The organism is Mucilaginibacter sp., assembly GCF_025359345.1.
Lineage (GTDB): Bacteria > Bacteroidota > Bacteroidia > Sphingobacteriales > Sphingobacteriaceae > Mucilaginibacter.
The window spans coordinates 43,346-69,287 of the sequence record NZ_JANYGQ010000002.1; the positions used below are offsets into that span (position 1 = coordinate 43,346).

Sequence of the window (25,942 nt, forward strand, 5' to 3'; positions counted from 1 at the left end):
GAGATTGCTTCGTTCCTCGCAATGACGGGTGGGGTTTTTAATTCAACAACTTCGTCCTTTTAGCTTTAATAGCTTCCAGTGCATTTGATGACGAACCTGCGCCCAACGCCTTGTTTATCTCCTGCTCAGTTGATAATGTTGAATCATCAATCTGCGCATAAGCAGCTGCGCGGAACTCCTGTGCCGAAGCTTTTTGGTCCATACGGTTAAGTGTAGCCATCAGGCCGTCGGTATCAACGCTTGATAGTGTTTTGCTGATCTTTTCAGAAACCTCGGCAGTTTTAGCGCGCGATTGTATCATTTGTGAGCGGCTTTCTGTTTCGGCAATCTGGTCCTTAATTTGTTTTATTTTAAGGTCCATTACTGCAACGGCACTTTCTTCTTTTTCGGCCATTTTTGCGTACTCATTGGCTTCATTTTCGGCAGCAACATGTGCCTCAGCGGCTTTGTTTGCCAGTTCGTTGCCTTTAGCTTCATCAAGCTGTTTGGTTTCAATACGGTCTAAAAGCTCATTTGCTTTTTTCTCCCATTCGTCGGCGGCATTGCGGCTTTTAAGTTCGCTGGCGCGGTGTTGCAAAGCCATAGCTTTTATTTCAGCTTCGCCCTGTATGGCTTGCTGATAGTTGGCGCGTAATTCGCGTAAAATCTGGTCGGCCATTTTTGCCGGATCTTCTAATTTATCAACTGCTGCGTTTGCTTCTGCCGCACCAATGCGGAATAACCTGTCGAATATGCTCATTTTCTTAAATTTAGATGTTTAGTGTTTATATTATTTGATTCACGAATTTCACGAATTGTATCGAATTTCACGAATTGAGAAGATACGAATTTTACTATTTTAGCGAATTTTGACGGATTGTTAGCTACAAAAGCCATTCATTTCTGTCAGTATCAATTCGTGAAATTCGTCTTAATTCGTGAAATTTGTGTCATTATTATCTCCTTCTTCCAAAACCTCTGCTTCTTCCAAACCCGCTTCTGCCGGAGCTGCTGCTATGCCCGAACCCGCCGCTGCGTACCCGGCTCGAACTGCTGCGTGTACCAAACGACCGCTGTGACCTCACCGGGCTGCTTAAGCTGCTGCGGCTGCTCGCCCTTGATGACATCGACGAGGAACTTGTAGGCCTGAATGTGCTGTAAGTACGTGTGTGTACATACGATGACGGGTAGTAACCGTAGTGATACATCGGCATGTAATAAGCGTGCGGACGCATCAGGTAACTCAGCAATAACATGTCACCGAAAGAAAACGATGAGTGATAATAATTGTTATACCCAACATAGTTCGGGTTGCCCTGTATGTTTAAATCTGCCGTGTTGTTGGTGTTGTCGGGGCTTACGTTAATGCTGGCAACTGTTACAGATTCGGAATTGCTTACATCGTCTAAAACCTTCAGCTTATTGCCGTCGGCTTCCTGAACTTTTAGGTAGTCGATATTGCCGTCTTTATCAAGGTCGAGGTTGTTGATGCGGTTCGCCGGATCGTTAATGGCTTTTTCAAGCGTGGCCGGGTCGGTACTGGTTTTTACAAATTGCGCCAGCTTGTTTACATCGAACCCTGCCGTGGTATTGTTTTCGATGGTTACATTGTTTTGCTGCGGGCGGTTTTGGTTGCACGCAGAGGCCATAAATACTAACAGGGTTAGCGCTATGAATATTTTTTTCATGATGATTTTAATGAGTTGTTTTTTGACCGGCTATAGCAGCATTGATCGTTGTTGTTTGTGCCGGTTGGCTGTTTTTTGTTTTAGTTACCATATTTAGAGATAGGGATGTGGCAGGATGTTACAAAAATATAAAGAAATTTTTATTAGTCCGGAAAGTCGGAAAAGTCCGGAAGTTGAAAAAGAATTGGTTAAGGTGTTTGCTATAAATTAGTTAACTTACATTATGAAGACATTCATGCTGACAGCGGATTTATAGCCTGACTTTTCCCGGTTTTATATTGAATTGAGTTTTTATCGTTATCTTTATGTTAATAAAAAATGCTGTGTTATATTTGAGCTAATGGAAAGAAAAATGGCTAAGGTGGTTAATCATGTTAAAGTGGAAGAAGAGGACCAAGCTGATTTGCTTTTTTGGCGGTCAAAAAGTACTACAGAACGATTGGCCGAAGTAACCCGGCTGAGAAAGAACTATTACACCTGGTTAAACGGTTTTTTCCCCGAAAAAATGGCCAGGGTTATCACCTCCCGACCCTTATGATTTTTGAAAGGGATTTTATCGACTTTATTGAATTGCTTAACATTCACAGTGTTGAGTATATGGTTGTCGGTGCCCATGCCCTGGCTTTTCATGGACGGCCAAGACATACGGGTGACTTAGATATTTGGATTAAGCCAAGTGTTGAAAATGCTGACAAAATGGTTAATGTTCTCAAAGATTTTGGGTTTGAATCGTTACGGCTCACCAAAGAAGATTTCTTAAAAGAAAATTACGTCACCCAGTTAGGTCATCCTCCTTTAAGGATAGATATTTTGAATGCGATATCGGGTGTTAATTTTGAAGAAGCCTATGCCGGCCGGATTATAGGCCATGAGGAAGATTTAACTATTTCGTTTATCAATATACACGATTTCATCGCTAATAAAATGGCTACAGGACGTGCGAAAGATTGGGGAGATATTGACTTGCTTAATAATAAATCAGAGTAGACAAAAAAACATTTGAATTGAAAAAGATATATCTTTCGGCACTACTATTGGCGTACTGTTTCGCCGCAATGGCCCAGCAGCCAACCCGCACCATTTTTGCTTACGGTGGTAATTTTAACAGGCAGTTTATGCAATATGTTATTGCACTAACAAAAAAAGCAAACCCCAAAATATGTTTTCTGCCAACAGCCACCGGCGACAATGCCAACTACATACTGGCATGGTATGGCGCATGCGAAGACCTGGTGATGCGGCCCTACGTACAACGCGCCTATGTGGCCTCATACACCGAGAAAAAAACGTTTGAAGAAAACCTGCTCAGCATGGACGCCATTGTTGTTGGCGGCGGTAATACCTTAAACATGATGGCAATATGGAAAGCACAGGGTATTGACACCGTATTACGGAAAGCCTATAATAAAGGCATCGTACTGGCCGGTGGCAGCGCCGGCTCGTTATGCTGGTTCCAGGGTGGCACAACAGACTCGCGGCCAAAAGATTTATCAATTGTGCAGGGATTGGGCTTTATACAAACCAGCCATTGTCCGCATTACCACAGCGAACCGCTGCGCAAGCCGCTTTATTTTGAAAACGTGCTGAAGGGCAAATTAAGCCCCGGTTATGCCATTGATGATATGGCCGGGATAGTTTTTGAAAACGAAAAGTATATTAAATCGGTAGCTGCGGATGATAAGAGCAATACTTATTATGTATCAGTTGTTGATGGTAAGGTGGATGAGAAGTTGTTGCCGGTGGTGGAGGTGATTAAATAGAGATCAGTTGATTAGAGACTGGAGATTAGGGTAAATCTTTTGCCTAAGAAATGATATCCTCTAAATTTTTATAGCCAGCGATTTGTACAATATCTTTAGGGCTCTTATCTACGTTGTTTTTGTGATGGATATCAGCCCCATATTTTAAAAACAATTTAATTAACTCTCTTCTCTCGTTTCGGCCTTTATCGTTGAATGTGGCAGTCCAAAGCGGTTGATTTCCGTACTTATCTTTTATCGACAAATCGGCACCATGAAGCAGTAATAATTCGGCCAACCTGAGATTATTATAAATCGCGGCACAGTGTAAACTGGTTACCCCTTCATTGTTTTGGAGATTTAAATCTATCCCACCGTCAATAAGGGTTTTCGCCATGTCAGGTAAATTTTTAACCATTGCAGTGTGAATTGCCGAATAGCCGAATTTATCCTTCTTGTTTATATCAATCCCATTATTGATCAGTTCCTGGACTTTCGTCACCTCATTCTTTTCTACTAAATCAAAAAAATCGTCAATGTTTGTCATTAGGCTCTTGGACATTTATTAAAAACTCAATTCAATAAATTTACAGAATAAACTAATACGAATTTTCTTTTCTTATTCCGTCAAATCCGTAAAATCCATTAATCCCGGTTATCTTTGCACCCAACTATGAAATACCTGCGCTGGCTGTTGCTGCCTTTTTCATTACTGTACGGACTGGTTGTTATTATGCGCAACTGGTTTTACGATGCGGGATTGTTTAAAAGCTACAAGTTTACAAAACCCATCATATCCGTTGGCAACCTGGAGGTTGGCGGCGCAGGCAAAAGCCCAATGACGGAGTATCTTATCCGCCTTTTAAAACCAGAATATAAACTGGCAACCTTAAGCCGTGGATACGGGCGCGAAACTAAAGGATATTTAATCGCAGAGAACCAAGAATCAAGAGTCAAGAATCAAGAAGAAAAAAAAGACTTAAGACTTTCTCAAAAAATCGGCGACGAACCAGCCCAGTTTCATCAAAAGTTCTCGGATATTACAGTTGCAGTTTGCGAGGATAGGGTAGCGGGTTTAATTAAATTACTCCCACATCACGATTTAATTTTAATGGATGATGCCTACCAGCATCGCGCGGTTACGCCGGGGTTAAGCATCCTATTGTTTGACTACAGCCGCATTAACCAGCCGCACTTTTTATTGCCGGCCGGTAACATGCGCGAACCGTTCAGCGGGCGGTGGCGGGCGCAGGTTATTATCATATCCAAATGCCCCACTTCGCTTACACATGATGAGCAGGTTGTCCTTGCTTACAAGATAGAACCGTTGCCATACCAGCAATTGTTTTTTACATCGATAGCTTACCAGGGGTTGCATGATTTGGATGGAAATGTGGTGGATATAACTGTCGGTAAGGATACAACTGTGTTTTTACTAACAGGGATTGCCAACCCGCAGCCACTGTTGCAATATTTATGTAACAGTACCCCGAATATTATCCACCATAATTATCCCGATCATCACCCGTTTACCTTAAAAAATATTGCTAAACTTGCCGCTGAATACGCTGCCCATCCGTCGCAAAAAAAAATAATTATTACAACAGAAAAGGATGCACAGCGTTTAGAAGAATCGTGGTTAAAACAGGGCGGGCAACAAGATGAAAAACTGCCTGTTTTTGTAATGCCGATACAGGTTGAGTTTTTGAACAACAGCGGCAGCCAATTTGATAAAATTGTTTTAGATTATGTTAGAGAGCATACAACGGACCACAGCATACATTAAAAGCCGCATAGGCGAATTTGAACCCGAAGTGGGTATAATTTTAGGTACCGGCCTGGGCGCCCTGGTTAACGAAATTGAGGTTGAAAAACAGCTGATGTATTCAAACATCCCTGATTTTCCGATCTCGACCCTGGAGTTTCATAGCGGCAAGCTGATATTCGGCAAGTTAAACGGGGTAAAAGTAGTTGCTATGCAGGGTAGGCTTCATTATTACGAAGGCTATAACATGCAGCAAATTACCTTCCCGGTTAGGGTAATGAAGATGCTGGGCATAAAAACACTATTTGTATCGAACGCCAGCGGCTCATTAAACCCGGACTTTAAAAAGGGCGACCTGATGGTGATTGAGGACCATATAAACCTGCAGCCCCATAACCCGCTTACCGGCCGCAACGAGGAAGAACTCGGCCCCCGGTTCCCGGACATGAGCGAACCCTATCAGCACGAATTAATTGATAAAGCATTAAATATTGCAAAAGCAAACAATATTACCTGCCACAAGGGAGTTTACGTTGGGGTTACAGGCCCTAACCTTGAAACAAAAGCCGAGTATAAGTACTTACGTATAATAGGTGGCGATGCTGTTGGGATGAGCACTGTACCCGAGGTGATTGTGGCAAGGCATGCGGGATTAACAGTGTTTGCCATTTCGGTATTAACCGATGAAGGTTTTCCTGAAGTATTAAAGCCGGTATCGCTGGAAGAAATACTGGCCGTTGCACACGTAGCCGAACCAAAAATGACATTGATACTTAAAGAATTGATAGCCGGTTTTAATGCCTGATAAACTGAAATACATCTTATTATTACTTATCTGCGTTTGTACGCAGGCTGCTTTTGCGCAAATACGGCGCGGTAACCAAAATTACCCAGGTCAGCAGCAGAGCGACGGGCAGACAAATTTGCGCGATACCAGTACCCGGGGCGGCAAAATACTGACCACCGACCAGCAACTCGATTCACTGCGGAAAAAGCAAGAGAGAAAAAAAGACAGCGTTGTTTTTAACTCGAATTTCATCAGGGTTACCAGCGAGCGTTTTTTGCGTGATAGCACGGTATTATTTGCTTTGGATACCGCGTTGTATAACTATGAAAATTACAGCCCGCTTTTACAGCCGCGTTCGCCGAAAATAAGCCTGGGTAATACTGGGTTGTCGGCACGCAGCTTATTGTTTGAGCCATCGCGTACTATTGGCTTTGAGACTGGCCTGCACGAGCTCGATCCTTACATGCTGCGGCCCGAAAATATAAATTATTACCGGGCCCGGGTAGCCTACACACAGCTGTACCTGGTTGGCTACACAGGGGTTAAAGAGCAGATATTTAAAATATTGCACACGCAAAACGTTAACCCGCAACTCAACGTCGGTTTCAATTTAAATTTTACAGGCTCGAGGGGGTATTACGCCTACAGCAACGTTTTGGCGCAAAATGTAAGCGATGTTAATGCGGCGGCATTTGTCTGGTACGAATCGAAAAGCAAACGGTATAACCTGTTATCAAACTTAATTTATAATAACCTTAAGGCGCCTGTAACCGGTTCGATATTAAACGATTCTATTTTTGTAACCGGGTCAATCGATAAAAGCTCCGAACCTGTGCGACTGCAGTCCGCATTTGAAAACTGGAAAGGCGGCTCATTTTATTTAAAACAGTTTTACTACATAGGGCATATCGATAGCGTAAGCACCGGCAAAGGCAAAGCATCGATATTGCCGACGCAGCGCGTGGCATTTACTTTCAGGTACGATGCGACGAAATATGAGTTTTTGCAAAATGGAGCTGATCAGTATAATGTGTTTCCCGATTATTACTATGGCTCCAACCGATCGCGCGACTCACTTTCTGTCACACACCTGCAGAACGATTTTTCGTATAGTTTTTACCTCCGCAGCAAGAGCGAAAAGGCAGTTAAAAACGAGCTGAAGCTTGACGTAGGGCTTACCCAGGATATTTTTAGCTACGGCCAGTTTGTAAGCGATACCACATTAAACCAATACGGGGCAAAAGTTGTGTTGCCTAACCGTGTACAAAAAAATTCTTTCCAGGACCTGACGGCGAAGGGAAAGTTAAGCTATAAACTGAGCGACAGGGCATTCCTGGAGGCCAACGTTCAACAAGTTTTCCAGGGCCGCGATTTCGGCGACTTTTTGTATGATGCCAAAGTAACACTTGCCGGTAATAATAAGGCCGGCAAAATAATTTTGGAAGGATACTCCCAAAGCAGTTCGGCGCCGCTGGTCTACACCAGTTGGATATCCAATCACTTTATTTTTCATAACAAATTCAGCAATCAAAAAACCAACAGCGTGTCGTTTAACTACGTAAACGCTCCGCTCAAGTTCGATTTCAAGGCTGAGTACTTTTTAATATCCGACTACCTGTATTTTACCGCTCAAAACAATGGCATCGATGCCCATCCGGCGCAGCTGAACAGTTCTATCAATATGATAAAGTTAAGCGTCGGCAAAAGTATTGCCTGGCGTCGCTGGCATTTTGATACCTATTTGGTTTACCAAAAAACCGATTACGAGAAAACGCTGCGCACACCGCAGTTTTATAACTACACCAGCATTTATTATAAGGCCCTTTTATTTAAGGTGCTGTACTCAAACATCGGTATGGATGTACGGTATAATACATCGTACACAGCACCCTCATACGCACCTGGCCTTGGCCAGTTTTACAACGGGGCAAACGTCAGTTTTTCATCGTACCCGGTAGCGACCATATTTTTGAAAGCCACCCTGCAGCGCACCAACTTGTTTGTAATGTACGATTACGCCAACCAGGGTCTGTTCAGCAAAGGCTACTACACCGTAAACCGTTACCCGCAGCAGGACCATATGCTGAAGATTGGGATATCGTGGGCGTTTTATAACTAGAGATTAGAGGTTAGTTAATTAGAGATTAGTTGAAAAAAAGGCTTAGTCAGTTAGAGAAAAGAATAACCGGCAGCAATTAATCGCCGCGAGGTAACTAATCTCTAATTAACTAATCACTAATCACGTCTTCTGCTTCTTCTTCTTGGCAGCCGGGAACAGTACATTATTTAAAATAAGCCTGTAGCCGGGCGAGTTGGGGTGCAGCTTAAGGTCGGTTGGCGGATCGCCTACTATGTGTTGATAATCTTCAGGGTCGTGGCCGCCGTAAAATGTCCATTGGCCTTTGCCGTATTCACCATGTATGTAGCGGGCCTCGTTATTGCTTTTCATTTCGCCCATAATGGTTACGCCGGGCTTCAGGTAGTTCTTGTTGAAAGCGGTGGTAAGGCCCATAAAGCCTTTTATCACTTTGTCGTGGTTTTGGGTAAGCATGCTTGGCACCACATCCCATTTGGCCGAAAAATCGAACAAGGTAAAAAAGTCCCTTGTGCGCTCTACCTGCCGGGTCGAGGTAACATCGATATTGCTAAACTGGTGCGACATCGGGTTCATATCCAGCGTGAAGTTTTTAAACGCAAAAGTTTGACTAAAATCCAATTTTGATTGTGCTGCGGGGTCGGCACCATCGCCGTCAAACATTTGTTCGCATATATCGGTATTGGCCGACGCCAGGGCGATGTCAAACGTATCGGTACCCGAGCACATGGCAAAAAGGAAGCCTCCGCCGGCACAAAAATCGCGGATATGCTCGGCAACAGCCAGTTTCATTTGCGATACCTTTTTGAAGCCCAGTTTATGTGCAGTTTGTTCCTGTATGCGTATATCGTCGTTATACCATTGCTCGTACCTGAAAGCGCCGTAAAACTTACTGTATTGCCCGGTAAAGTCCTCGTGGTGCAGGTGCAGCCAGTCGTACTTGGGTAAATCGCCTTTAATTACTTCTTCGTCATAGACAACATCGTAAGGTATCTCGGCGTATTTTAATACCAGCGTAACGGCATCATCCCAGGGTAGTTTGTTTTTTGGCGAATACACTGCCATTTTAGGCGCTTTCTCCAGTTTAACCACATCCATATTTACGGATGGATCGCTCACTTCGGTTAATATCTGGTCCGCTTTTGCATCTGCTAAAACCTGGTAACTTACACCGCGTATTTTACATTCGTCCTCAATCTTTTTATCATACTTCATCATAAAGCTGCCGCCACGGTAGTTAAGCAACCAGTCGATTTCCTCGCCGTTTTTAAGCGTCCAGAAAGCGATGCCGTACGATTTTAAGTGGTCCTTTTGTTCCTCATCCATCGGGATTAGGATAGAGGCAGCCCGTGTGAGGATTGGTAAAAGGGTTAAAGCTAAAAGCAGAAAGGTGAAAGCTGAAAGGCGAAAGGAAAAAGGGGAGGAGATTTGTCTACGCATTTTATTGAACACTTTTCGGTATTGATTATCAAATGTAACGAATAATTATCGAAGCTATTATTCATTAATAGTCAACAAGGCAGCAGAATACACAAATGATTATTTCAAGAGCCGCTGATAATGTGTTTAAAATATTGACCACATAATTTTTCAGCTAACCACTAATCTCTCACCCAAAAAACCTTTCCTCCTTTTACCTTTTTTACTACCTTTGCCTACTATTTTTAAAAAAGATGAGCAAAGCAATTATCAAAACCGAAAAAGGCGACATGACCGTTGAGTTTTTTGACAAGGATGCACCAAACACTGTTGCAAACTTTCTGGGCCTGGCAAAGTCGGGCTTTTATAACAACGTGACTTTCCACAGGGTTATCCCTAATTTCGTAATACAGGGCGGCGACCCAACAGGTACAGGCGCAGGTGGCTCGGGCACACGTATCGACTGTGAATTAACAGGCGACAACCAATACCACGACCGCGGTGTTTTATCAATGGCTCACGCTGGCCGCAATACCGGCAGCTCGCAGTTTTTTATCTGCCACAGCCGCGATAACACTGCCCATTTAGACCGCAACCACACCGTATTTGGTAAAGTGGTTGAAAATGTTGAAGTGGTTGACGCCATTAAACAAGGTGATAAAATATTAGGAATCGACGTTATTGAGGAATAGTGAATAAAGAGTGGAGCGTAGTGAGTGGTTTGGCAATTCAAAAACTACTCACCATGCTCAACTCACCACTTACATAAATACATATAAATGAATTTACAGGGAATTGTAGCTGTATCAGGTAAGCCTGGTTTGTGGAGAGCTTTGGCACAAAATAAGACGGGCTATATTTTAGAGAGTTTAGATGCACAGCGGGCCAAGTTGATTGCAAACTTATCAACTGCTAAGCTTGCTGCATTGCACGAGATAACCATCTTCGGACTTGAGGACGATATTAAGCTGGTTGACGTTTTTGAGCGGATGAAAACCGCCGCAAGCGTACCGGATGCCAAGGCTGACGGCAAGGCACTACGTACCTTCTTCCGCGAAGTAGCGCCGGATCATGACGAGGAAAAAGTGTATGCATCTGATATGAAAAAAATTATCAGCTGGTACCAGGTATTAAAGGATTTTCCGTTATTTAACGAGGCTGATCCCGCAACTGAACCTGCATCTGTTGCCGAAGAACCTGCCGCACCGGTTGAAGCAGTTGCAGCAACCGAAGAAGCGCCCGCAAAGCCAAAAGCTAAAAAGGCAGCTGCCAAAAAAGCATAAAGATTTATTTGTAGGGGCACAATACTTGTGTCTCTGGAAGAAGCCGGGGAATTTCTCTGGCTTTTTTGTTTGAAAATTTGTTATTACGAGCGAGGAACGAAGCAACCTCTACGCAGGACAATCAGAGACCCCAATATTTACAAACCCTTAAAAGCGGCTGATAGGTCAACACTAAGTTTTTACTTCATTGATTTGCATGTGCAGAGGTTGCTTCGTTCCTCGCAATGACGCGCGAGAAGAAGTGTTATCTAATCACAATTCAACTGCTTGCAATCCTCTTCCTCAATTTCGGGCTCGAAGGTGGCATGGTTAATATCCATGTGCTGAAGGCGGTGCCTGAGGTCTTTTTTGATACTGTTGAAGGTGGGCAGTAATTCAGAATTAATCACCAGGTGGGCAGTCAGTGCATTTTCGGTGGTGCTTAAGGCCCAAACGTGCATGTGGTGCACATCAATAATACCCTTGCATTTCATCAGTTCGGCCTTTATCTTTTCAAGCTCCATGGCTTTGGGTACGCCGTCCATCTCTAATCGAAGACTATCTTTAAGCAGGCTCCAGGTTCCCCTTAAAATAACGATGGCGATAATCAGTGATACTGCGCTGTCAATCCAATATAACTTCGTGAAATAAATTACCAGCCCCGATATAACAACGCCGAACGATACTATAGCATCAACTGCCATGTGCAGGTACGCGCCTTTAACATTCAGGTCGGTGTCCTTATCTTTAACGAAAAGCCAGGCGGTAAAGGCATTTATACCTATGCCAATAAAGGCTACCCAGGCCATGGTGCCGCCTGCCACTGTTTCGGTATGCATAAAGCGCATAATGGCCTCATAAATAATAAATCCCACCGCCACAAACAGTATTACGGCGTTAAAAAAGGAAACTATTATGGTGGAGCGTTTATAGCCGTAAGTATAATTATCGTTAGCGTTTACTTTTGTAAGTTTAAAAGCTAATAAAGCAAGTGCCAGGCTGGCTACGTCGCTTAAATTATGGCCGGCATCAGTTAATAGCGATAGCGAATGGGTATACAGACCCGCAACCACTTCGATAACAACAAATGCCGAATTTAAAATGATGCCCCATATAAAAGCGGCGTTAAGATGATCAAGCTTGGGGGCATGATCGTGATGGTGGTGACCTGAATGATCGTGACCTGCTGACATGCCGCAAAAATAAGAAATCAAAGATGAGAACCAAGAGTCAAGAGTCAAGAATCAAGAGAAAAAACAGGAATCAGAGAAATTTCACTGAAATAATCTGAAATGAGCCGATATAAATTCTCTATTGGCTCTTGGTTCTGAAAAGATGAATAATTAAAAGAAGATCAAATACAAAATCCCCAACATCAGCAAATACTTAACCGCGTAATACAAATTACGGTTATAAGCCTTTATGCGTTTGCCCAGTAATCTTATCGAGTATACATACCTGAACGCCTTATTAATGTTACCGGTTTTATCCTCGCCCATGTTTGGTGATACGGCTGCGGCCATAATAAACCAGCCGAAAAACGCATTCCAGCCGCGGGCGAATATGCCTTTCACCGGGCGCTGCACATCACAAAACAGGATGATGCGGTCGGTGTCGGTTTTGTTTTCGGCGTAGTGGATATAGGTTTCGTCGAACAGCACATGCTCACCATCGCGCCAGGCGTAGCTTTGGCCATCAACTACAATATGGCAGGCATCGGAGTTGGGGGTTATCAACCCTAAATGATAACGTAATGAGCCTGCATATGGGTCGCGGTGCATCAGCAATTCGCTGCCGGCGGGTAACACGGCAAACATAGCGGCTTTTACTTCAGGTATCCCTTTTATCAGCTCAATAGTCTGCGGGCAGTATTTTTTGGCCGATGGATGAAAATCATCATACCATTTTAAATAAAAACGCTTCCAGCCCCTACGGAAAAAGGAGTTGAAACCCATGTCGTTATACTTGTCAGATCCTTTTATCAGTTCTTCGCGTTCCAGCTGCAGGGCTTCGTCGCGTATAGTTTGCCAGTTGTCTTTTAGCTGGTTAAGCTGCGGGAAGTTATCAGCTGCAATGTAGGGCTTGTTCTCTACAGCAGAGAAAGCGTACATGGGCATATTTATCGGAGCCATAAAGGTTGAATGGTCGGTTAACTGCCTGAAAAACTTAAACCTAACCTTACCGCGGTAATGAACTATTATTGTTGAAATAATTAATATGTAGAACAATATAAACTTGAAGGAAACGAGTTCGATAAGAAGATGCTGCATAGATGTAACGCATTTTTTACCAAAAATAGGGCTATACGCTACACAGAGGGCGTTTTTGCCTGCAATTAGTGCGTTTTTTACAGTTTACTGACTGTCTGTTGATAAGTCAGGAATGATGATAAGGTTCGCCTTTAATAATGGTAAAAGCACGGTATAGCTGCTCGATAAAAAACAGGCGTACCATTTGGTGCGAAAAGGTCATGGCCGATAGCGACAGTTTATCGTTAGCCCGGGCATAAACAGATTGATCGAACCCATACGGCCCGCCAACAATAAAAACAAGGCTGGTTACTGATCCTACTGCTTTTTTATCAATATAAGCTGCAAACTGCTGCGACGTTAACTGCATACCCTTTTCATCAAGCAGGATAACATAATCAAGTGCTGTTATTTTTTTTAGTATTAACTCAGCTTCCTTAGCTTTTTGCTGCTCCTGGGTTAGCGCCTTGGTGTTTTTAAGTTCGTCAATATCAACAAATACCAGCTTTGTATAATGTTTTAAACGCTTTACATACTTTTCAATGCCGTCTTTGAGGTAAGTATCTTCGGTTTTGCCAACGGTTAGGAAAGTAATTTTCATTTACGAAGTTGTAAGACTGCAAAGTTAAGATATTGTTGAAATGTTGTAAGGTTGTAAAGTTGGAATGTTATAAATTCGCCTCCGGATACTGCAACGGTTACTATCACAACCTTACAACTTTGTAACATTCCAACTTTACAACAAAAAATGGACATACTAACCGACTACCGGCAGCGCGCCGATTTTGCCCAAAAGGAAGCCGATAAATATAAAGAGCTGGCCAATAATTACTCATTGCTCCGGCTGGTGGCGTTCGGCCTTTTTATAGTTGCGGTTTGTATAGCTGTAAGTACAGATGAGATTACAGTAGTAGCTATAGCGCTGGTTATTTTAATAATTTGTTTTAGCTGGCTGGTAAACAAACAAAACGGCTTTGAAACCCTTAAGAACTATTTTTTAGACATTAAACGGGTTAATGAGAATGAAATTGGTTCGATTGAAAGCTGCAAAAATATTTACGACGATGGGGCGATGTTTAACGATGACAAACATATTTACACCGCCGACCTCGATATATTTGGCAGTTACTCGTTATACCAGCTGGTAAACCGTGCTGCAACCTTCCCCGGTATGGCTAAGCTGGCTTCGTGGTTGCACCAGCCTGCCGCTAAAGACGTTATAATTGAGCGCCAGCAGGCGGTTGATGAAATTGCCGGTAAAAACGACTGGAAGCTGGATATACAGGCGCACCTGTTATTTTCGTTGAAACAAAGCCGCGATCAAATAAAAAACCTGGTTGCTTATTTAAAAATCCCGGTTACCCTGCAGAGCGAAAAGCTGCTTGCTATTTATTGCCAGGCTTCGCCCTATATTTTACTGGCGTTAGCAATTGCCAGCATATTTTATGCACCTGCACGCTATATTCCGCCGCTTATAATGCTTGTTAATTTTCGTATCGTAAGCTCAAAGGCATCGCTGGTGCAAAAGGCGGATTTAATTGCCGGCAAGATAGGTACTACGCTGCATCATTTTGTGCTTGCGTTTAAAAGCATCGAGAACGAGGAATGGCAATCGCCTTATTTAAAAAGCCTGGCAATACAAATAAAAAACGAAAATGGGGAAAGTATATCAGGCAAAGTGGAGCAGCTTTCGCAATTGATAAATAAGCTTAACTACCGGCTTAATATGGTAATGCTGGTTGTTTTAAATGCAATTTTTCTTTGGGATATCCGCCAGTTGATTGCTATTGAAAACTGGAAGAAGAATAACCTGGTACACATAGAAGCAGCTTTTAATGTTGTTGCCGAATTTGAAGCGGTGATAAGTCTGTCGAGCCTGAGAATAAACTACCCGGAATGGTGCATTCCCCAAATTGTTGAGGGCGAAAGTTATACCCTTGCGGCCAAAAGCCTGGCCCATCCGCTTATAGGCGCAGACAAACGCGTAACTAATGATTATGAACTTACAGATACGTTTAAAATAGACATCATCACTGGTTCAAATATGGCCGGTAAAAGTACTTTTTTACGTACCATAGGTATTAATACAGTGCTGGCACTTTGCGGCGCGCCGGTTTGCGCTGCTGAGATGCAGGTATCGGTTATTACTGTTATCACCTATATGCGCATAAAGGATTCGCTGAATGAAAGCACTTCAACCTTTAAAGCTGAGCTGGATCGTTTGCAAATGCTACTGGGTGCTGTGGAGACGGAAAACAAAGTTTTCTTTTTGATAGATGAAATGCTGCGGGGTACCAACTCGGTTGACAAATACCGCGGCTCGAAAGCTGTTATAGAGCAGTTGATAAAAAAGAAAGGCGTGGGCATGGTTGCCACCCACGATTTACAGATCGCCGAACTTGAACAATCCCACCCGAACTATGTTCGCAATTTTTACTTCGACATACAGGTTATAAACGGCGAAATGGTTTTTGACTATAAAATAAAAGATGGCGAGTGTAAAACCTTCAACGCTTCACTGTTGCTTAAGCAGATTGGGATTGATGTGGGGGAGGAGTGAGAGCAGTAGCAGTGTACAGTAGGCAGTAGTAAGTTGGCAGTGAGCAGTAGTGACCAACCCCTCACGTCATTGCTGTAAGGAACTAAGCAATCGCGAATTATACTAGGCCGCTCTGCAAAGTCTGCGGTTGCCGCACTCGCTCTCCACTCGCAAAGACAATCGGGGGGAACATCACAGCATCATTACACAGATTCCCGGCGTTGCTTATTGGGCGTTAATTTGTTGATCAAGAAAAGTTTACCCGCTTACTTTCATGCACAAACAAAATATTAGCATGACTGGCCGGCAAACTCCCAAGTTTACTCACCTTAAACTCCTCACCGTCCAGCTCAAAGTTATAAGCCAGGTAGCCAAATTGCCCCATAAGCTTTTCCAGTTCAAGGGCCCGGGCAGATGGCTTTCCATCATCGGGCATGTCGGCTTCCAGCACTACAAGCGGTTTATCCTGTTTAAGTATACCGGCGGCACCGTTCATCACTTCAACTTCCAGCCCTTCAACATCACACTTAATAAAATCTATAGGTTTTGGCCGGCCGGCAAGCGCGGTGTCGAGGGTTTTTATTGGTACTTCTACAACATTTCCGGCTGTGGCATCACTAACCACGCTGTTAAAGGCCGAACCGGAAACGTCATGGTTTAGCATTTTTGCCACGCCATCGTAACTGCCAACAGCGTAATTATATAAGCGGGTATTGGCGTTTTTTAAATTGAGCATGGCAATGCTGTGCGAAAACAGGTTTGGCTCGAATGAGGTAACACTGCCTTGCGTGCCAACCAGGGTTGAGGCCAATAGCGCCTCGTAGCCAAAATGGGTGCCAACATCAACAAAGGTATCCCCATCCTTCAGGGCCTTTAACATCAAAGCCGTTAAAGCTATTTCGGCGTAACCAAACGAAATGATGTGCGACGACACCGTTTCGCCGGTAACCACGTGCATATTTTCGCCAAAAAACAAAGGCACTTTTACCACCTTGTTAACTTTGAGTTTTTGCAGCAAAATAGCAGGTAAAACCGGCACGCGCCTCAAATAGCAGCTTAAACCGCCGCGATTATTACTGTCGATTGATTTTACAAACTTGTTAAACAGATTATTGCCCATGCCGTAAAAGTAATGATACTAACGGATTTAATTGTTTGCAAACGGTCGCCCTTACAAAATTTTCGCAAAAAAAATCCCGGCCCTAAGCCAGGATTAAATTATCGTTTTCGTTCCCCCTTTAGGGGGTTAGGGGGCCTCTATTTAGCCAATTCTTCTGCCAATGCTGCACCAATTTCAGCTGGTGATTCCACCACGCGAATACCGCACTCGCGCATAATTTTCATTTTTGCTGCTGCAGTGTCGTCGGCGCCGCCAACAATTGCACCTGCATGGCCCATTCTGCGGCCCGGAGGCGCTGTTTGGCCGGCAATAAAGCCTACCACTGGCTTAGTGCCATTTGCTTTGATCCAAAGTGCTGCTTCAGCTTCCATACCGCCACCAATCTCGCCTATCATAATAATGCCGTGTGTTTCGGGATCGTTCATCAACAGTTCAACCGCTTCTTTGGTGGTTGTTCCGATGATCGGGTCACCGCCAATACCAATGGCTGTAGTGATACCTAAGCCGGCTTTTACTACCTGATCTACTGCTTCGTAAGTTAAGGTACCTGATTTTGAAACTACACCAACATGGCCTTTTTTGAAAATGAAGCCCGGCATAATACCTATCTTCGCTTCGTCGGCAGTAATAATGCCGGGGCAGTTAGGACCGATCAAACGGGTGTCGCGACCCTTAATATATTCCTTTACCATAATCATATCCTTTGTGGGGATACCTTCGGTAATACAAACAATAACTTTAATACCGGCTTCGGCTGCTTCCATTATAGAGTCTGCCGCAAAAGCAGGGGGTACAAATATGATGGACACGTTGGCGCCTGTTTCAGCAACTGCATCAGCTACGGTATTAAATACCGGCCTGTCCAGGTGCTGCTGACCGCCTTTGCCCGGCGTTACACCACCTACAACCTGCGTTCCGTACTCAATCATTTGGGAAGCGTGGAAACTGCCTTCTTTACCTGTAAAACCCTGAACTATTACTTTAGAATCTTTATTTACGAGTACACTCATTGGATTTTTTTATTTGTAGCGCAAAGCTAAAAAAAATTTGCCCCCATACCCCGAAATGGATGAACAATTTTACAATTGACCAACCTTGGCTTTTGCTTAGTGAAAATACGTTGCCGACCAGGCAGGCAAAAACAGATTAATTAAATATTCAAACTAACTACGGGCTCAGTTAAAGCCGCGATATAAATAATGTGATTTTGGCAATGTATACCAAAATGTCTCAACTTTTCTTCAGAAACATACTCCATTGAACTATTCGAACGAATATAATTTAGGTAAGCTGAACCTGAAAACTCGACCAATAAACGACCTGTGTATTCGTCATCTCTATTAAAAATCAAAAAACTTTCATTGAATACCGAATAGGTGGCGTAATTATCGAAAAATATTTGGTGGATTGGGCCTTCATTATTAACTCTCCTGGCAGGTCCAATTGTCTTATCGCCTATGCTGATATATTCCTCATCATTTGATACAACTGCCTCACGAATGGTCAGTAGCAATTGGTTATCAATTGGTTCTTCTACACTTATCAAAAATATCGAATGAACATCCTGTAAATTATCTACAAATTTCATCATTGGACTGCTTAACTATTTCTCTGTCAGTTCTCCGGCCCTAAACTCCCCCTCACTCTTCGCTATCACAATCGTCGCTATCCCATTGCCAATCATATTGGTTATTGCCCGCGCTTCCGACATAAACCTATCCACCCCGAACAATATGGCCACGCCCTCAACTGGTATAATTTTTAATGCCGCCAATGTTGAGGTAAGTATAATAAACCCTCCACCGGTTACCGCTGCCGCCCCTTTTGATGTAATCATCAGTACGCCTATCAGCATTACTTGCCGTTCCAGCGATAACGGTACCTTAAATACCTGGGCCAAAAATATCACCGCCATAGAGAGATAAATGGTGGTGCCATCAAGGTTGAATGAATACCCCGTCGGTATTACCAGCCCGACTACCGATTTTGAGCAGCCGAATTTCTCCATCTTCTCCATCATGCCCGGTAAGGCTGTCTCGGAGGAAGAAGTGCCCAATACCAACAATATTTCGTCCTTTATAAATTTTAAATATTCCCAAAGGCTGAACTTATATAGGTAGCAGACAACGTTAAGCGCCACAAATATAAAAAGGAACATGGTGATGTAAACCGAGGCCATCAATAATCCAAGCGGCTGCAGCGTTTTAACGCCATAAGTGCTTATGGTGTAAGCCATCCCCGCAAATGCGCCGATTGGTGCCAGCCGCATCACCATGTGCATGATATTAAAGAACACTTTTGATATTTTTTCGAATAGGTTGATGACTGTTTGACCGCCTTCGCCCATTTTGCTAAGCCCTAAGCCGAATAATATGGCAAACAACAGTATCTGTAAAATATCGCCTTTAGCAAATGCATCAAATACGTTTGACGGAATGATGTGGGTTACAAAATCAACCCAATGCATTTCGGCAGCGGCCTTTTGGAAGCCGGCCAGTTTAACAGCGTCAACTTTGGTGGTGTTTATAAAGTCCGCTCCTGGCTTTACCAGGTTGGCCACTATAATACCTATCACCAGGGCAAACGTGCTCACAATTTCAAAATACAACAACGCCTTGCCGCCTACCCTGCCCACCTTTTTCATATCGCTCATTCCGGCAATACCCAGCACTATCGTTAAAAATATAATCGGCGCTATCAGCATAGTTATAAGGCTGATAAACATTTTGCTGATGGTTTGAGCGGTAGGTCCGAACGATTTAAAAAAGAAGCCCGCAATAACACCCAGCAAAATGGCGGCAATCACCTGGAAATTTAGGTTAAGGAGTAGTTTCTTCATCATTCAATAATACGAATATTCGCCGTGTTATGATAATTGCGGAAAAAGTTTGTAGCAGTGTTGATAAAAAATAAGACAGCCTGTTAAATATCAATAATTATTAATTAGATTTGGTTAAGATTAAAACCTAATCGACGCCTAAATAACTTTATCACTATGAAAGAAATCAACATTTCTGGCATATCCCAAACTATTTGCAACATAACTAACCAGCGTAATTTGCCGTCCGTAAATTACAGCCTGCACTTCATTAATATTAATTAACCTAACCTGATGAGAAAAATCAACACCATTGCCTTATTAATTGCCTTTGCGGCCGTCATTGTGTACCTGGGTTCTGCATCCTGTGGAAACGGTCCAGGCGGCAACAAAACCAATGTTGCCCATGCTGACTCGGGCCAGGTAAAAACGCCGCTGAGCCCGGTATTGCCTTTTGACGTAACACTGCCCCCGAAAGGAACAGGAGTGCTCGAAACGACAATACGCAGAAGTTTCGACGTTTTTTCGTGGGATTCGTTCATCGCCATGTGCTGGCCGGCGCAAGGCCACGGGGTAATCGGCCAGTTTGGCGATAATGCCACCGTATGGGAAACATGGAAAAAAAATTACGAGGTTTTCCTGGCTAATGGCCTGCCCCCTGCCCCGTGGGACACCGGGTTGCAAAGCAAGGAAGCAAACCTTTCGCAAACAGGCAAAACCCCGGCCAATATGACTTTCATTTTCCAACCGTTTATGACAGGCCCGCTCATCGACCAAAATGGCCAATACAACCGCTTTGAAATTGCAATGAACAAGGAAATGTTTGATTACATCGACACGCATAAGCTCTACAACATACAAGGCCAGCAGGCTTTTACAGATTCAGTTTTATTCCCCCAAGGCGATAATACCAAGAAAACGTATGGGGCGATAATGGTAAAAGCGTCGTGGAAAGTACTCGGCAAAGGAGATGACACCTCGCGGTTCCACAAAGTTAAAGCCATCATCCACATCCCGGCGCTGGCATCAAGGGGCATTAGGGATAGCAGTTACGAGGCATGGGTTGGCCTGGTAGGCTTACACATTGGCACGAGGACAACCATATCACCGCAATGGATATGGTCGACTTTTGAGCAGGTGGATAATGCACCCGACCTTGGCAAAGCAGTAAACGGCAAGCATTATAATTATTACAACGTAGCCGCCGGCGATAAAGCCCTTAATAAAGCTCCTGCTCAGCCCTGGAACCCCGGCATACCCGGCCAGGTACCAAGCCAGGTGGCACGCCTCACCCCTATAGATACCGGCACACAAGCCCTTAACGACTCCATCCACAAAATATTGGTGGCTATTAACCCGCATAGCGTTTGGCAATATTACGAGCTGATTGGAACACAATGGCCCGTGCATCCTACCCAGAGCAATACTGGCGACCCTTTCCCTGTGTATATGGCAAATGCAACATTAGAAACCTATGACCAGGGCAGTGTAGTAAATGGAAAAATAGTTTACAGCCCCGGCGTTACATCCAGTTGCATCGGCTGCCATAATGCCTCGGTAACCTGGGCGGGCCGACCGTCGGACTTCACCTATCTTTTAAAATCAGCACAATCTCTAAAAAAATAGACGTTACTCTACCATAAAACCTATCCATATGACACTCGATGAATTTGTAAGTCTTTCGGCCGCACTAACCGGCTACCCGGCCGTTACGTTGAAGCCCCAAAACGATACGCAGCAAATAGCGGCAACATTATTTGCAGAGCTTAGCCTCGCAAGCAATAATATACCCGCGGCACAACTCAATGAGTTGACGCAGGTATGGAACAGCATATCGGCAACGCCGCCACCCGGACTGCCGGCTGCCGTGCAGGAAAAGATAATTGAAAACCTTGCGATAACCCGGCTGGCGCAAAATATCATATATCTGTGGTTTTTTGGTACATGGTACGATCTTACTAAAAACCCCAATTCGTTCACATCACCAAATATCGACCATGTTGTTTCGCCGCTGGCGTATACCAACGGCTTGGTTTGGGGCGAAATGGGCGCGCATCCTATGGGTTACAGCGTAGGCGAGTATGGTTATTGGGCCAATATCCCAACCCTGCCACAGATAAATTAACCAAGCAAATTACAACCTAACCTATAAAATATTTAAACCATGGATAATTCAACCAAACAATATGATGCGGTGATAGTGGGCGGCGGCTGGGCCGGGAGCGCGTTGGCATACAGGCTTGCATCGGCAAATAAAAAGGTGCTGGTACTTGAAGCGGGTATTGCTATTGATGGACTTGTTACCAACCCTGACGAAAACCAATTGATAACAGGTAATCGCGCCGAATTTATGAACGACTTTTTTATGGCGATGGCCAAAACGCCTGAATCGCCATATGTACAGAATTACAATGCGCCGCGGCCAGCGGTATTAGATATACAACCAATTCCGCCGTTTACCCTGGATAACCCTGCGCAACTTCCGGCGGGTGCACCACCTCCGGCCACTATTGATTGTGCCGATCCAAAAGTATCTATAAAAAACAATGGTTACTTTATCCAGCGCGGCCCTGTGCCCTTTGGCAGTACCTACGAACGGCGGGGCGGCGGTACATCGTGGCACTGGCTGGGCACCTCCCTGCGTATGCTCCCCAATGATTTTAAATTAAAAACGGTATATAACCAGGCGGTCGACTGGCCCATAGGTTATGAGGATCTCTCTGATTACTATGACCAGGCGGAGTTTGAAATTGGTGTATCAGCCGATGTCGACGAGCAGCAAATTCATGGTATAACTTTTAGCGAAGGATACGTTTATCCCATGGCTAAAATACCGGCTACCATACTTGATAATACTATGGATGCTGGCCTGGCCGGCCAAACTTTCGACGGCAGTTCGTTAAAAGTAACGGGCACCCCCGCGGGGCGAAACGGCGTACCCAACCAAATGAAAAACGGCGAGTTTTATGATAATGGCCGCCGCCAGTGCCAGGGTAATACCAATTGCACGCCCATTTGTCCTATACAGGCAAAATACGATGCTACTGTTACAATGGCCAAAGCCTTGATGACAGGCAATGTTGATATTATTTACCAGGCCGTTGCAACCAATATTACCCTGGATATGACCACAATGGAAGTGACCGGTGTGGAGTACAAAACATACGAAACCACCGGCGGCCCCTGTACAGGTACATTTACCGCGACAGGCACAAAATACATAGTTGCCGCCCACGCTATCGAGGCCGCAAAACTACTGCTGATGTCGAATACGCAAATACCGGCAGGCGTTGCCAATTACAGCGGCCAGGTAGGTAAAAACCTGATGGACCACCCTATGTACCTGGGTTGGGGCCTTATGCCAAAGCCGGTATACCCTTTCAGAGGCCCATTGTCGACATCAGGAATTGAAGGCACCCGCGACGGCGCATTCCGCAGTGAGCGCGCCTCTTTCCGTATAGAAATAGGTAACGAGGGATGGAACTGGCCGGGCGGTGCACCTTATAATCAGGTAATTGATGTGGTAAGCCCTATGCCGCCCGACCAATCCGGAACGCCAACAGTGGGAATATTCGGCACTGCGCTAAGGCAAAGTATTCAAAGTAATTTTACACGCCAGTTCCGTATTGGTTTTTTGATTGAGCAGTTGCCCGATGCAGACAATTGTTATATCGTGCCTTCCAAAACCTGCTTCGACAACCTGGGCGTGCCGCGGCCCGAGATCTACTATGATTTTGACGTTTACACCATGGAAGGCTTTAAAGCCGCTGCCGCCGCAACCGACTTTATTTTCGATACACTCGGTGTAGAAAATAACACCGGCGTACCAGTTGGGAACGGCGGTGTTTTTAAATATGAAGGTGTAAAATATTATGCACAGGGCGCCGGTCACGTTATGGGTACGCACCGCATGGGCACTACCGGGGACGACTCAGTAACCGATGCAAATATGAAAAGCTGGGACCACGACAACCTGTACATTGTAGGTTGCGGCTCGATGCCTACCACAGCAACGTCAAATCCTACCTTAACCATGACGGCGCTCGCCTTTAAAGCGGCAGATGCCATATTACAAAGTTTTGCTTAAGATGATTTGAGATATGCACATCAACAAAAAGGCCCTGCTCAAAATTTTTGAACAGGGCCTTTTTTTATGGCTTTGCCAGGGCTTGTTTAGCTCGTCGCACCTGTTCGCAGGTCTACATTGTAAGTTTTCCCGTTAATGGTTATGGTAGCTTTATGGTTCCCTAAAAAGGTAATTGTACCAGTGTAGCTCCAGCTGCCGTTCGAGCCCGTACCCTTGGTTATAAAGGACGCGGAGCCGCTTGTGATATCGCCATCATTGTCCGGATCAAGCACTAAATGGGTAAGCACATAGTTAAATGATTTAGTGCCGCTCTTTTTAGCTGTTTTATAGTTATAAGTTCCGCTCGATGCAAGCGAACCATTCATCGATAATTTTGAATTATCGTTTGTTGGGTCGATAGATGCAACGGTCAGGTTTTCGTTTATTTTAGCGACGATAGAAAATTGCGGTGTTGTTACCCCTATATTTAAATCATCTTTGGTGGTAAAGCCGGTAACATTATCGTTTGTGCAGCTAAACGCAAAATAAATATGACCCGACACCGACACGGTCGAATCAACTCCTACAGTTTCGGTGGCATTTAAAGCGGTGTCAATTACCAACCCGCAAAAAGGATTGCTCATATCATGTAATAAACGGCCCTGAGTGTGCTGTTTAACGCCGAAACCTGTTGGCGCTTGCAGTCCGCCGGAAAAATCAAGTCCGCCGTAGCCTCCGAAAAGGTCGGCTGTGATGTCGAGCGCCACCTGGCTGGCAACCTGTGGTGCAGTTAACGCCGGGCCCGAAGCTGCGGCATCTGATTTTTTACAGGCTGTATAAACCACTGCCATACCTGCAAGCAGCATAATAGCAAATAGTGCTCTTAATTTCATTTGGGAGAATTAAAATTGTGATAAAGTAAACATTGAACTTTGTGTTGTAAAGGTCGTTAAAAAATTCTACTCAAACCTTTTCGACTTATTTCTTTTTGTCAACACATCCATACAAAACAAAAATGCCGCCATTTCTGATCGTCGAATACTTTTGCTGCATCAAAACGAAAAGCGCCGGGATACTGGGAATATTTTCCCTACCCCATTCCCCATTTCTAAAGTTATATAAACGCCTGTTAATTACATCACCATAAAAAAGCCAGCCCCGGCGTTCGCTGAAAGGACTTCAAACTCTCAAAATAGGTTGCTGTACTCTGTGCTTTCTTAAATGCTGGTACGATACTGTTAGTCTTTATATCATAAGTTGCCAGGTTCAGCGCAATCTGGGCAAATAAAAAAAGCCCTTACCGGAAAACCGGTAAGGGCTTCGATATATTTAATTGAGGTTGACTAAGCCGGGGTTACATCACCAGTTAGCAAATCAATAAGATAAACTTTGCTAAGGAAAGTTAATTTAGCTTTATGGTTACCCAGGAACTTGATGGTACCGCTGTAATCCCATGCACCGGTGCTGGTCTCGCCAATTGATTCGAAAGTTGCATCCCCTGCTACTATATCAAAGTTGTCGGCAGCATGAATCTGGCAATCAATAAAGTGGAATATATTGTGAACCGATGATGAACTTTTTGGTTTGATTTTGTAATCAAAATCAACATATGATTTCAAACGGCCATTCAAAGTAAAGTTTGAATTGTCGACATTTAAACCGCGTACTTTAAAATCCTGCACAAGCGCAAAAAAGAAATCGTAGCCGGGGCCTTTGCCTGTCGTCGATAGTGAATCGTACAAGTTGTAACCTGTAGTCCTTTGGTTGTCGCAAAGAAAGAAATAATTTACTGTACCAACAGTATGCGATTTTATAGAGTCGCCCTGGTTAAACTTAACGTCTAAGCTGTTATCAATATAGAAACCACAGCCTATTGCCTGAGTTTTTAATTTAGGCGAAGCAGCAGCAATTGCCGATGAAGCACCTACACCATCTTTAATACTGGCGCCACCATAAGCGCCTGATAATGATTGCACAAGGTTTTTTGCGATAGCTGCACCAATTGCATCGGTTTTGTTGGTTGTAGCTGCCGGCTTATTTTCTGTTTTTTTACAAGCCGAATAAAATAATGCAACTACCATTAGCAATGGCAATGCTTTGCGTAGATTTAGTTTCATACCCTTTGTAGATTAGTTTATAATAATTTATCGGAATAAAAATAATCATAAACTCATAATATCTATAAATTATTTGTAAAAAAAGTCTTTCAATACTTAATAATTATAACATTTAACCGACAGATAACTAATGTTTTACCATTGGGCAAACGATTAGGACAATTGGCAGTTGTGAGGTGAGCAGTTTGAAGTAAAACGCGGTGAGAAACAGAATTGACCGTCAGGAAACCAATGTAAAATACTGTTTATCAGTAGAAAACAATAAAAACACCAAAAACCAATTAGACGTGACTGCTGAC

25 protein-coding genes are annotated in these 25,942 nt (G+C 43.9%); 12 read left to right on the forward strand and 13 right to left on the reverse strand.

What is annotated here, in order from left to right; all coding sequences use genetic code 11:
• Positions 1–37: 37 nt before the first annotated feature.
• Together Q0R52_RS00825 and Q0R52_RS00830 are read right to left on the reverse strand one after the other, a co-directional pair.
• Entirely contained in the window at positions 38–739 is a 702-nt protein-coding gene (locus Q0R52_RS00825; RefSeq protein WP_295791005.1) for a PspA/IM30 family protein, read from the reverse strand.
• Between the two features lie 196 nt (positions 740–935).
• A complete protein-coding gene (locus Q0R52_RS00830) occupies positions 936–1,667 on the reverse strand; it encodes a hypothetical protein (RefSeq protein ID WP_295791008.1) in 732 nt (243 codons plus the stop codon).
• Between the two features lie 340 nt (positions 1,668–2,007).
• Between Q0R52_RS00830 and Q0R52_RS00835 the strand changes: the two genes are divergently transcribed.
• The 3 genes from Q0R52_RS00835 to Q0R52_RS00845 are packed head-to-tail and all read left to right on the forward strand — an operon-like array spanning position 2,008 to position 3,427.
• Positions 2,008–2,205, forward strand: coding sequence for a hypothetical protein (locus Q0R52_RS00835; RefSeq protein ID WP_295791011.1), 198 nt, complete (start codon positions 2,008–2,010; stop codon positions 2,203–2,205).
• Complete coding sequence (locus tag Q0R52_RS00840; protein WP_295791015.1) at positions 2,202–2,654, forward strand: hypothetical protein; 453 nt, start codon at positions 2,202–2,204, stop codon at positions 2,652–2,654. The genes Q0R52_RS00835 and Q0R52_RS00840 overlap by 4 nt, the downstream gene beginning before the upstream one ends.
• A gap of 17 nt (positions 2,655–2,671) precedes the next feature.
• Positions 2,672–3,427, forward strand: coding sequence for a peptidase E (locus Q0R52_RS00845; protein WP_295791017.1), 756 nt, complete (start codon positions 2,672–2,674; stop codon positions 3,425–3,427).
• A 43-nt stretch (positions 3,428–3,470) separates the two neighbouring features.
• Here Q0R52_RS00845 and Q0R52_RS00850 read toward each other — a convergent pair whose 3' ends face one another.
• Complete coding sequence (locus Q0R52_RS00850; protein WP_295791019.1) at positions 3,471–3,953, reverse strand: ankyrin repeat domain-containing protein; 483 nt, start codon at positions 3,951–3,953, stop codon at positions 3,471–3,473.
• A 126-nt stretch (positions 3,954–4,079) separates the two neighbouring features.
• Here Q0R52_RS00850 and lpxK point away from each other — a divergent pair, with 126 nt between their 5' ends.
• Genes lpxK through Q0R52_RS00865 form a run of 3 tightly spaced genes read left to right on the forward strand, consistent with a single transcriptional unit; the run spans position 4,080 to position 8,077 of the window.
• Complete coding sequence (lpxK, locus tag Q0R52_RS00855; protein ID WP_295791022.1) at positions 4,080–5,192, forward strand: tetraacyldisaccharide 4'-kinase; 1,113 nt, start codon at positions 4,080–4,082, stop codon at positions 5,190–5,192.
• Complete coding sequence (locus Q0R52_RS00860) at positions 5,155–5,976, forward strand: purine-nucleoside phosphorylase (protein WP_295791025.1); 822 nt, start codon at positions 5,155–5,157, stop codon at positions 5,974–5,976. The genes lpxK and Q0R52_RS00860 overlap by 38 nt, the downstream gene beginning before the upstream one ends.
• Positions 5,969–8,077 carry a putative porin gene (locus Q0R52_RS00865; RefSeq protein ID WP_295791028.1) on the forward strand — a complete coding sequence of 703 codons (2,109 nt, stop codon included), beginning with the start codon at positions 5,969–5,971 and terminating at the stop codon, positions 8,075–8,077. The genes Q0R52_RS00860 and Q0R52_RS00865 overlap by 8 nt, the downstream gene beginning before the upstream one ends.
• Positions 8,078–8,197: 120 nt before the next feature.
• On the opposite strand, the gene Q0R52_RS00870 is transcribed toward Q0R52_RS00865, so the two are convergent.
• Positions 8,198–9,379 carry an asparagine synthetase B gene (locus Q0R52_RS00870; RefSeq protein ID WP_295791031.1) on the reverse strand — a complete coding sequence of 394 codons (1,182 nt, stop codon included), beginning with the start codon at positions 9,377–9,379 and terminating at the stop codon, positions 8,198–8,200.
• Between the two features lie 347 nt (positions 9,380–9,726).
• Here Q0R52_RS00870 and Q0R52_RS00875 point away from each other — a divergent pair, with 347 nt between their 5' ends.
• Both Q0R52_RS00875 and Q0R52_RS00880 read left to right on the forward strand, forming a co-directional pair.
• A complete protein-coding gene (locus tag Q0R52_RS00875; RefSeq protein ID WP_252792635.1) occupies positions 9,727–10,164 on the forward strand; it encodes a peptidylprolyl isomerase in 438 nt (145 codons plus the stop codon).
• 87 nt (positions 10,165–10,251) lie between these two features.
• Positions 10,252–10,755: a DUF5606 domain-containing protein gene (locus Q0R52_RS00880; RefSeq protein ID WP_295791039.1), complete on the forward strand. Its 504-nt coding sequence runs from the start codon at positions 10,252–10,254 to the stop codon at positions 10,753–10,755.
• 248 nt (positions 10,756–11,003) lie between these two features.
• Here the strand turns inward: Q0R52_RS00880 and Q0R52_RS00885 are convergent, their stop codons facing one another.
• The 3 genes from Q0R52_RS00885 to rlmH form a co-directional block, all read right to left on the reverse strand.
• Positions 11,004–11,927, reverse strand: coding sequence for a cation diffusion facilitator family transporter (locus Q0R52_RS00885; protein WP_295791042.1), 924 nt, complete (start codon positions 11,925–11,927; stop codon positions 11,004–11,006).
• 150 nt (positions 11,928–12,077) lie between these two features.
• The gene (locus tag Q0R52_RS00890) at positions 12,078–13,004 is read right to left on the reverse strand and encodes an aspartyl/asparaginyl beta-hydroxylase domain-containing protein (protein WP_295791045.1); all 927 of its coding nucleotides are present in this window, start codon (positions 13,002–13,004) and stop codon (positions 12,078–12,080) included.
• 106 nt (positions 13,005–13,110) lie between these two features.
• Entirely contained in the window at positions 13,111–13,584 is a 474-nt protein-coding gene (gene rlmH / locus Q0R52_RS00895) for a 23S rRNA (pseudouridine(1915)-N(3))-methyltransferase RlmH (protein ID WP_252792631.1), read from the reverse strand.
• A 147-nt stretch (positions 13,585–13,731) separates the two neighbouring features.
• On the opposite strand from rlmH, the gene Q0R52_RS00900 reads away from it, so the two are divergent.
• On the forward strand, positions 13,732–15,543 hold the full coding sequence (locus tag Q0R52_RS00900; protein WP_295791050.1) for a DNA mismatch repair protein MutS: 1,812 nt from the start codon (positions 13,732–13,734) through the stop codon (positions 15,541–15,543).
• A gap of 226 nt (positions 15,544–15,769) precedes the next feature.
• On the opposite strand, the gene Q0R52_RS00905 is transcribed toward Q0R52_RS00900, so the two are convergent.
• The 4 genes from Q0R52_RS00905 to dctA form a co-directional block, all read right to left on the reverse strand.
• Positions 15,770–16,642, reverse strand: coding sequence for an FkbM family methyltransferase (locus Q0R52_RS00905; protein WP_295791055.1), 873 nt, complete (start codon positions 16,640–16,642; stop codon positions 15,770–15,772).
• A gap of 137 nt (positions 16,643–16,779) precedes the next feature.
• Positions 16,780–17,652: a succinate--CoA ligase subunit alpha gene (gene sucD, locus Q0R52_RS00910; protein WP_252792627.1), complete on the reverse strand. Its 873-nt coding sequence runs from the start codon at positions 17,650–17,652 to the stop codon at positions 16,780–16,782.
• 140 nt (positions 17,653–17,792) lie between these two features.
• The gene (locus tag Q0R52_RS00915) at positions 17,793–18,233 is read right to left on the reverse strand and encodes a hypothetical protein (RefSeq protein ID WP_295791059.1); all 441 of its coding nucleotides are present in this window, start codon (positions 18,231–18,233) and stop codon (positions 17,793–17,795) included.
• 12 nt (positions 18,234–18,245) lie between these two features.
• Positions 18,246–19,484: a C4-dicarboxylate transporter DctA gene (gene dctA / locus Q0R52_RS00920; RefSeq protein WP_295791061.1), complete on the reverse strand. Its 1,239-nt coding sequence runs from the start codon at positions 19,482–19,484 to the stop codon at positions 18,246–18,248.
• A gap of 270 nt (positions 19,485–19,754) precedes the next feature.
• On the opposite strand from dctA, the gene Q0R52_RS00925 reads away from it, so the two are divergent.
• From Q0R52_RS00925 to Q0R52_RS00935, 3 genes are read left to right on the forward strand one after another with little or no spacing between them, the layout of a single operon-like run.
• Complete coding sequence (locus Q0R52_RS00925) at positions 19,755–21,086, forward strand: hypothetical protein (protein WP_295791064.1); 1,332 nt, start codon at positions 19,755–19,757, stop codon at positions 21,084–21,086.
• 28 nt (positions 21,087–21,114) lie between these two features.
• Positions 21,115–21,585 carry a hypothetical protein gene (locus Q0R52_RS00930; RefSeq protein WP_295791066.1) on the forward strand — a complete coding sequence of 157 codons (471 nt, stop codon included), beginning with the start codon at positions 21,115–21,117 and terminating at the stop codon, positions 21,583–21,585.
• 39 nt (positions 21,586–21,624) lie between these two features.
• On the forward strand, positions 21,625–23,547 hold the full coding sequence (locus Q0R52_RS00935) for a GMC family oxidoreductase (RefSeq protein ID WP_295791076.1): 1,923 nt from the start codon (positions 21,625–21,627) through the stop codon (positions 23,545–23,547).
• A gap of 86 nt (positions 23,548–23,633) precedes the next feature.
• On the opposite strand, the gene Q0R52_RS00940 is transcribed toward Q0R52_RS00935, so the two are convergent.
• Together Q0R52_RS00940 and Q0R52_RS00945 are read right to left on the reverse strand one after the other, a co-directional pair.
• Entirely contained in the window at positions 23,634–24,419 is a 786-nt protein-coding gene (locus tag Q0R52_RS00940; protein WP_295791085.1) for a hypothetical protein, read from the reverse strand.
• A 450-nt stretch (positions 24,420–24,869) separates the two neighbouring features.
• The gene (locus Q0R52_RS00945) at positions 24,870–25,643 is read right to left on the reverse strand and encodes a hypothetical protein (protein WP_295791088.1); all 774 of its coding nucleotides are present in this window, start codon (positions 25,641–25,643) and stop codon (positions 24,870–24,872) included.
• Positions 25,644–25,942 lie beyond the last annotated feature (299 nt).

Excerpts from the sequence above, each read along its gene's own strand:
- Q0R52_RS00825 (WP_295791005.1), bottom strand. The coding sequence starts at position 739 with ATGAGCATATTCGACAGGTTATTCCGCATTGGTGCGGCAGAAGCAAAC.
- Q0R52_RS00830 (WP_295791008.1), bottom strand. The coding sequence starts at position 1,667 with ATGAAAAAAATATTCATAGCGCTAACCCTGTTAGTATTTATGGCCTCT.
- Q0R52_RS00835 (WP_295791011.1), top strand. The coding sequence starts at position 2,008 with ATGGAAAGAAAAATGGCTAAGGTGGTTAATCATGTTAAAGTGGAAGAA.
- Q0R52_RS00840 (WP_295791015.1), top strand. The coding sequence starts at position 2,202 with ATGATTTTTGAAAGGGATTTTATCGACTTTATTGAATTGCTTAACATT.
- Q0R52_RS00850 (WP_295791019.1), bottom strand. The coding sequence starts at position 3,953 with ATGACAAACATTGACGATTTTTTTGATTTAGTAGAAAAGAATGAGGTG.
- lpxK (WP_295791022.1), top strand. The coding sequence starts at position 4,080 with ATGAAATACCTGCGCTGGCTGTTGCTGCCTTTTTCATTACTGTACGGA.
- Q0R52_RS00860 (WP_295791025.1), top strand. The coding sequence starts at position 5,155 with ATGTTAGAGAGCATACAACGGACCACAGCATACATTAAAAGCCGCATA.
- Q0R52_RS00865 (WP_295791028.1), top strand. The coding sequence starts at position 5,969 with ATGCCTGATAAACTGAAATACATCTTATTATTACTTATCTGCGTTTGT.
- Q0R52_RS00870 (WP_295791031.1), bottom strand. The coding sequence starts at position 9,379 with ATGGATGAGGAACAAAAGGACCACTTAAAATCGTACGGCATCGCTTTC.
- Q0R52_RS00875 (WP_252792635.1), top strand. The coding sequence starts at position 9,727 with ATGAGCAAAGCAATTATCAAAACCGAAAAAGGCGACATGACCGTTGAG.
- Q0R52_RS00880 (WP_295791039.1), top strand. The coding sequence starts at position 10,252 with ATGAATTTACAGGGAATTGTAGCTGTATCAGGTAAGCCTGGTTTGTGG.
- Q0R52_RS00885 (WP_295791042.1), bottom strand. The coding sequence starts at position 11,927 with ATGTCAGCAGGTCACGATCATTCAGGTCACCACCATCACGATCATGCC.
- Q0R52_RS00890 (WP_295791045.1), bottom strand. The coding sequence starts at position 13,004 with ATGCAGCATCTTCTTATCGAACTCGTTTCCTTCAAGTTTATATTGTTC.
- rlmH (WP_252792631.1), bottom strand. The coding sequence starts at position 13,584 with ATGAAAATTACTTTCCTAACCGTTGGCAAAACCGAAGATACTTACCTC.
- Q0R52_RS00900 (WP_295791050.1), top strand. The coding sequence starts at position 13,732 with ATGGACATACTAACCGACTACCGGCAGCGCGCCGATTTTGCCCAAAAG.
- Q0R52_RS00905 (WP_295791055.1), bottom strand. The coding sequence starts at position 16,642 with ATGGGCAATAATCTGTTTAACAAGTTTGTAAAATCAATCGACAGTAAT.
- sucD (WP_252792627.1), bottom strand. The coding sequence starts at position 17,652 with ATGAGTGTACTCGTAAATAAAGATTCTAAAGTAATAGTTCAGGGTTTT.
- Q0R52_RS00915 (WP_295791059.1), bottom strand. The coding sequence starts at position 18,233 with ATGATGAAATTTGTAGATAATTTACAGGATGTTCATTCGATATTTTTG.
- dctA (WP_295791061.1), bottom strand. The coding sequence starts at position 19,484 with ATGATGAAGAAACTACTCCTTAACCTAAATTTCCAGGTGATTGCCGCC.
- Q0R52_RS00925 (WP_295791064.1), top strand. The coding sequence starts at position 19,755 with ATGAGAAAAATCAACACCATTGCCTTATTAATTGCCTTTGCGGCCGTC.
- Q0R52_RS00930 (WP_295791066.1), top strand. The coding sequence starts at position 21,115 with ATGACACTCGATGAATTTGTAAGTCTTTCGGCCGCACTAACCGGCTAC.
- Q0R52_RS00935 (WP_295791076.1), top strand. The coding sequence starts at position 21,625 with ATGGATAATTCAACCAAACAATATGATGCGGTGATAGTGGGCGGCGGC.
- Q0R52_RS00940 (WP_295791085.1), bottom strand. The coding sequence starts at position 24,419 with ATGAAATTAAGAGCACTATTTGCTATTATGCTGCTTGCAGGTATGGCA.
- Q0R52_RS00945 (WP_295791088.1), bottom strand. The coding sequence starts at position 25,643 with ATGAAACTAAATCTACGCAAAGCATTGCCATTGCTAATGGTAGTTGCA.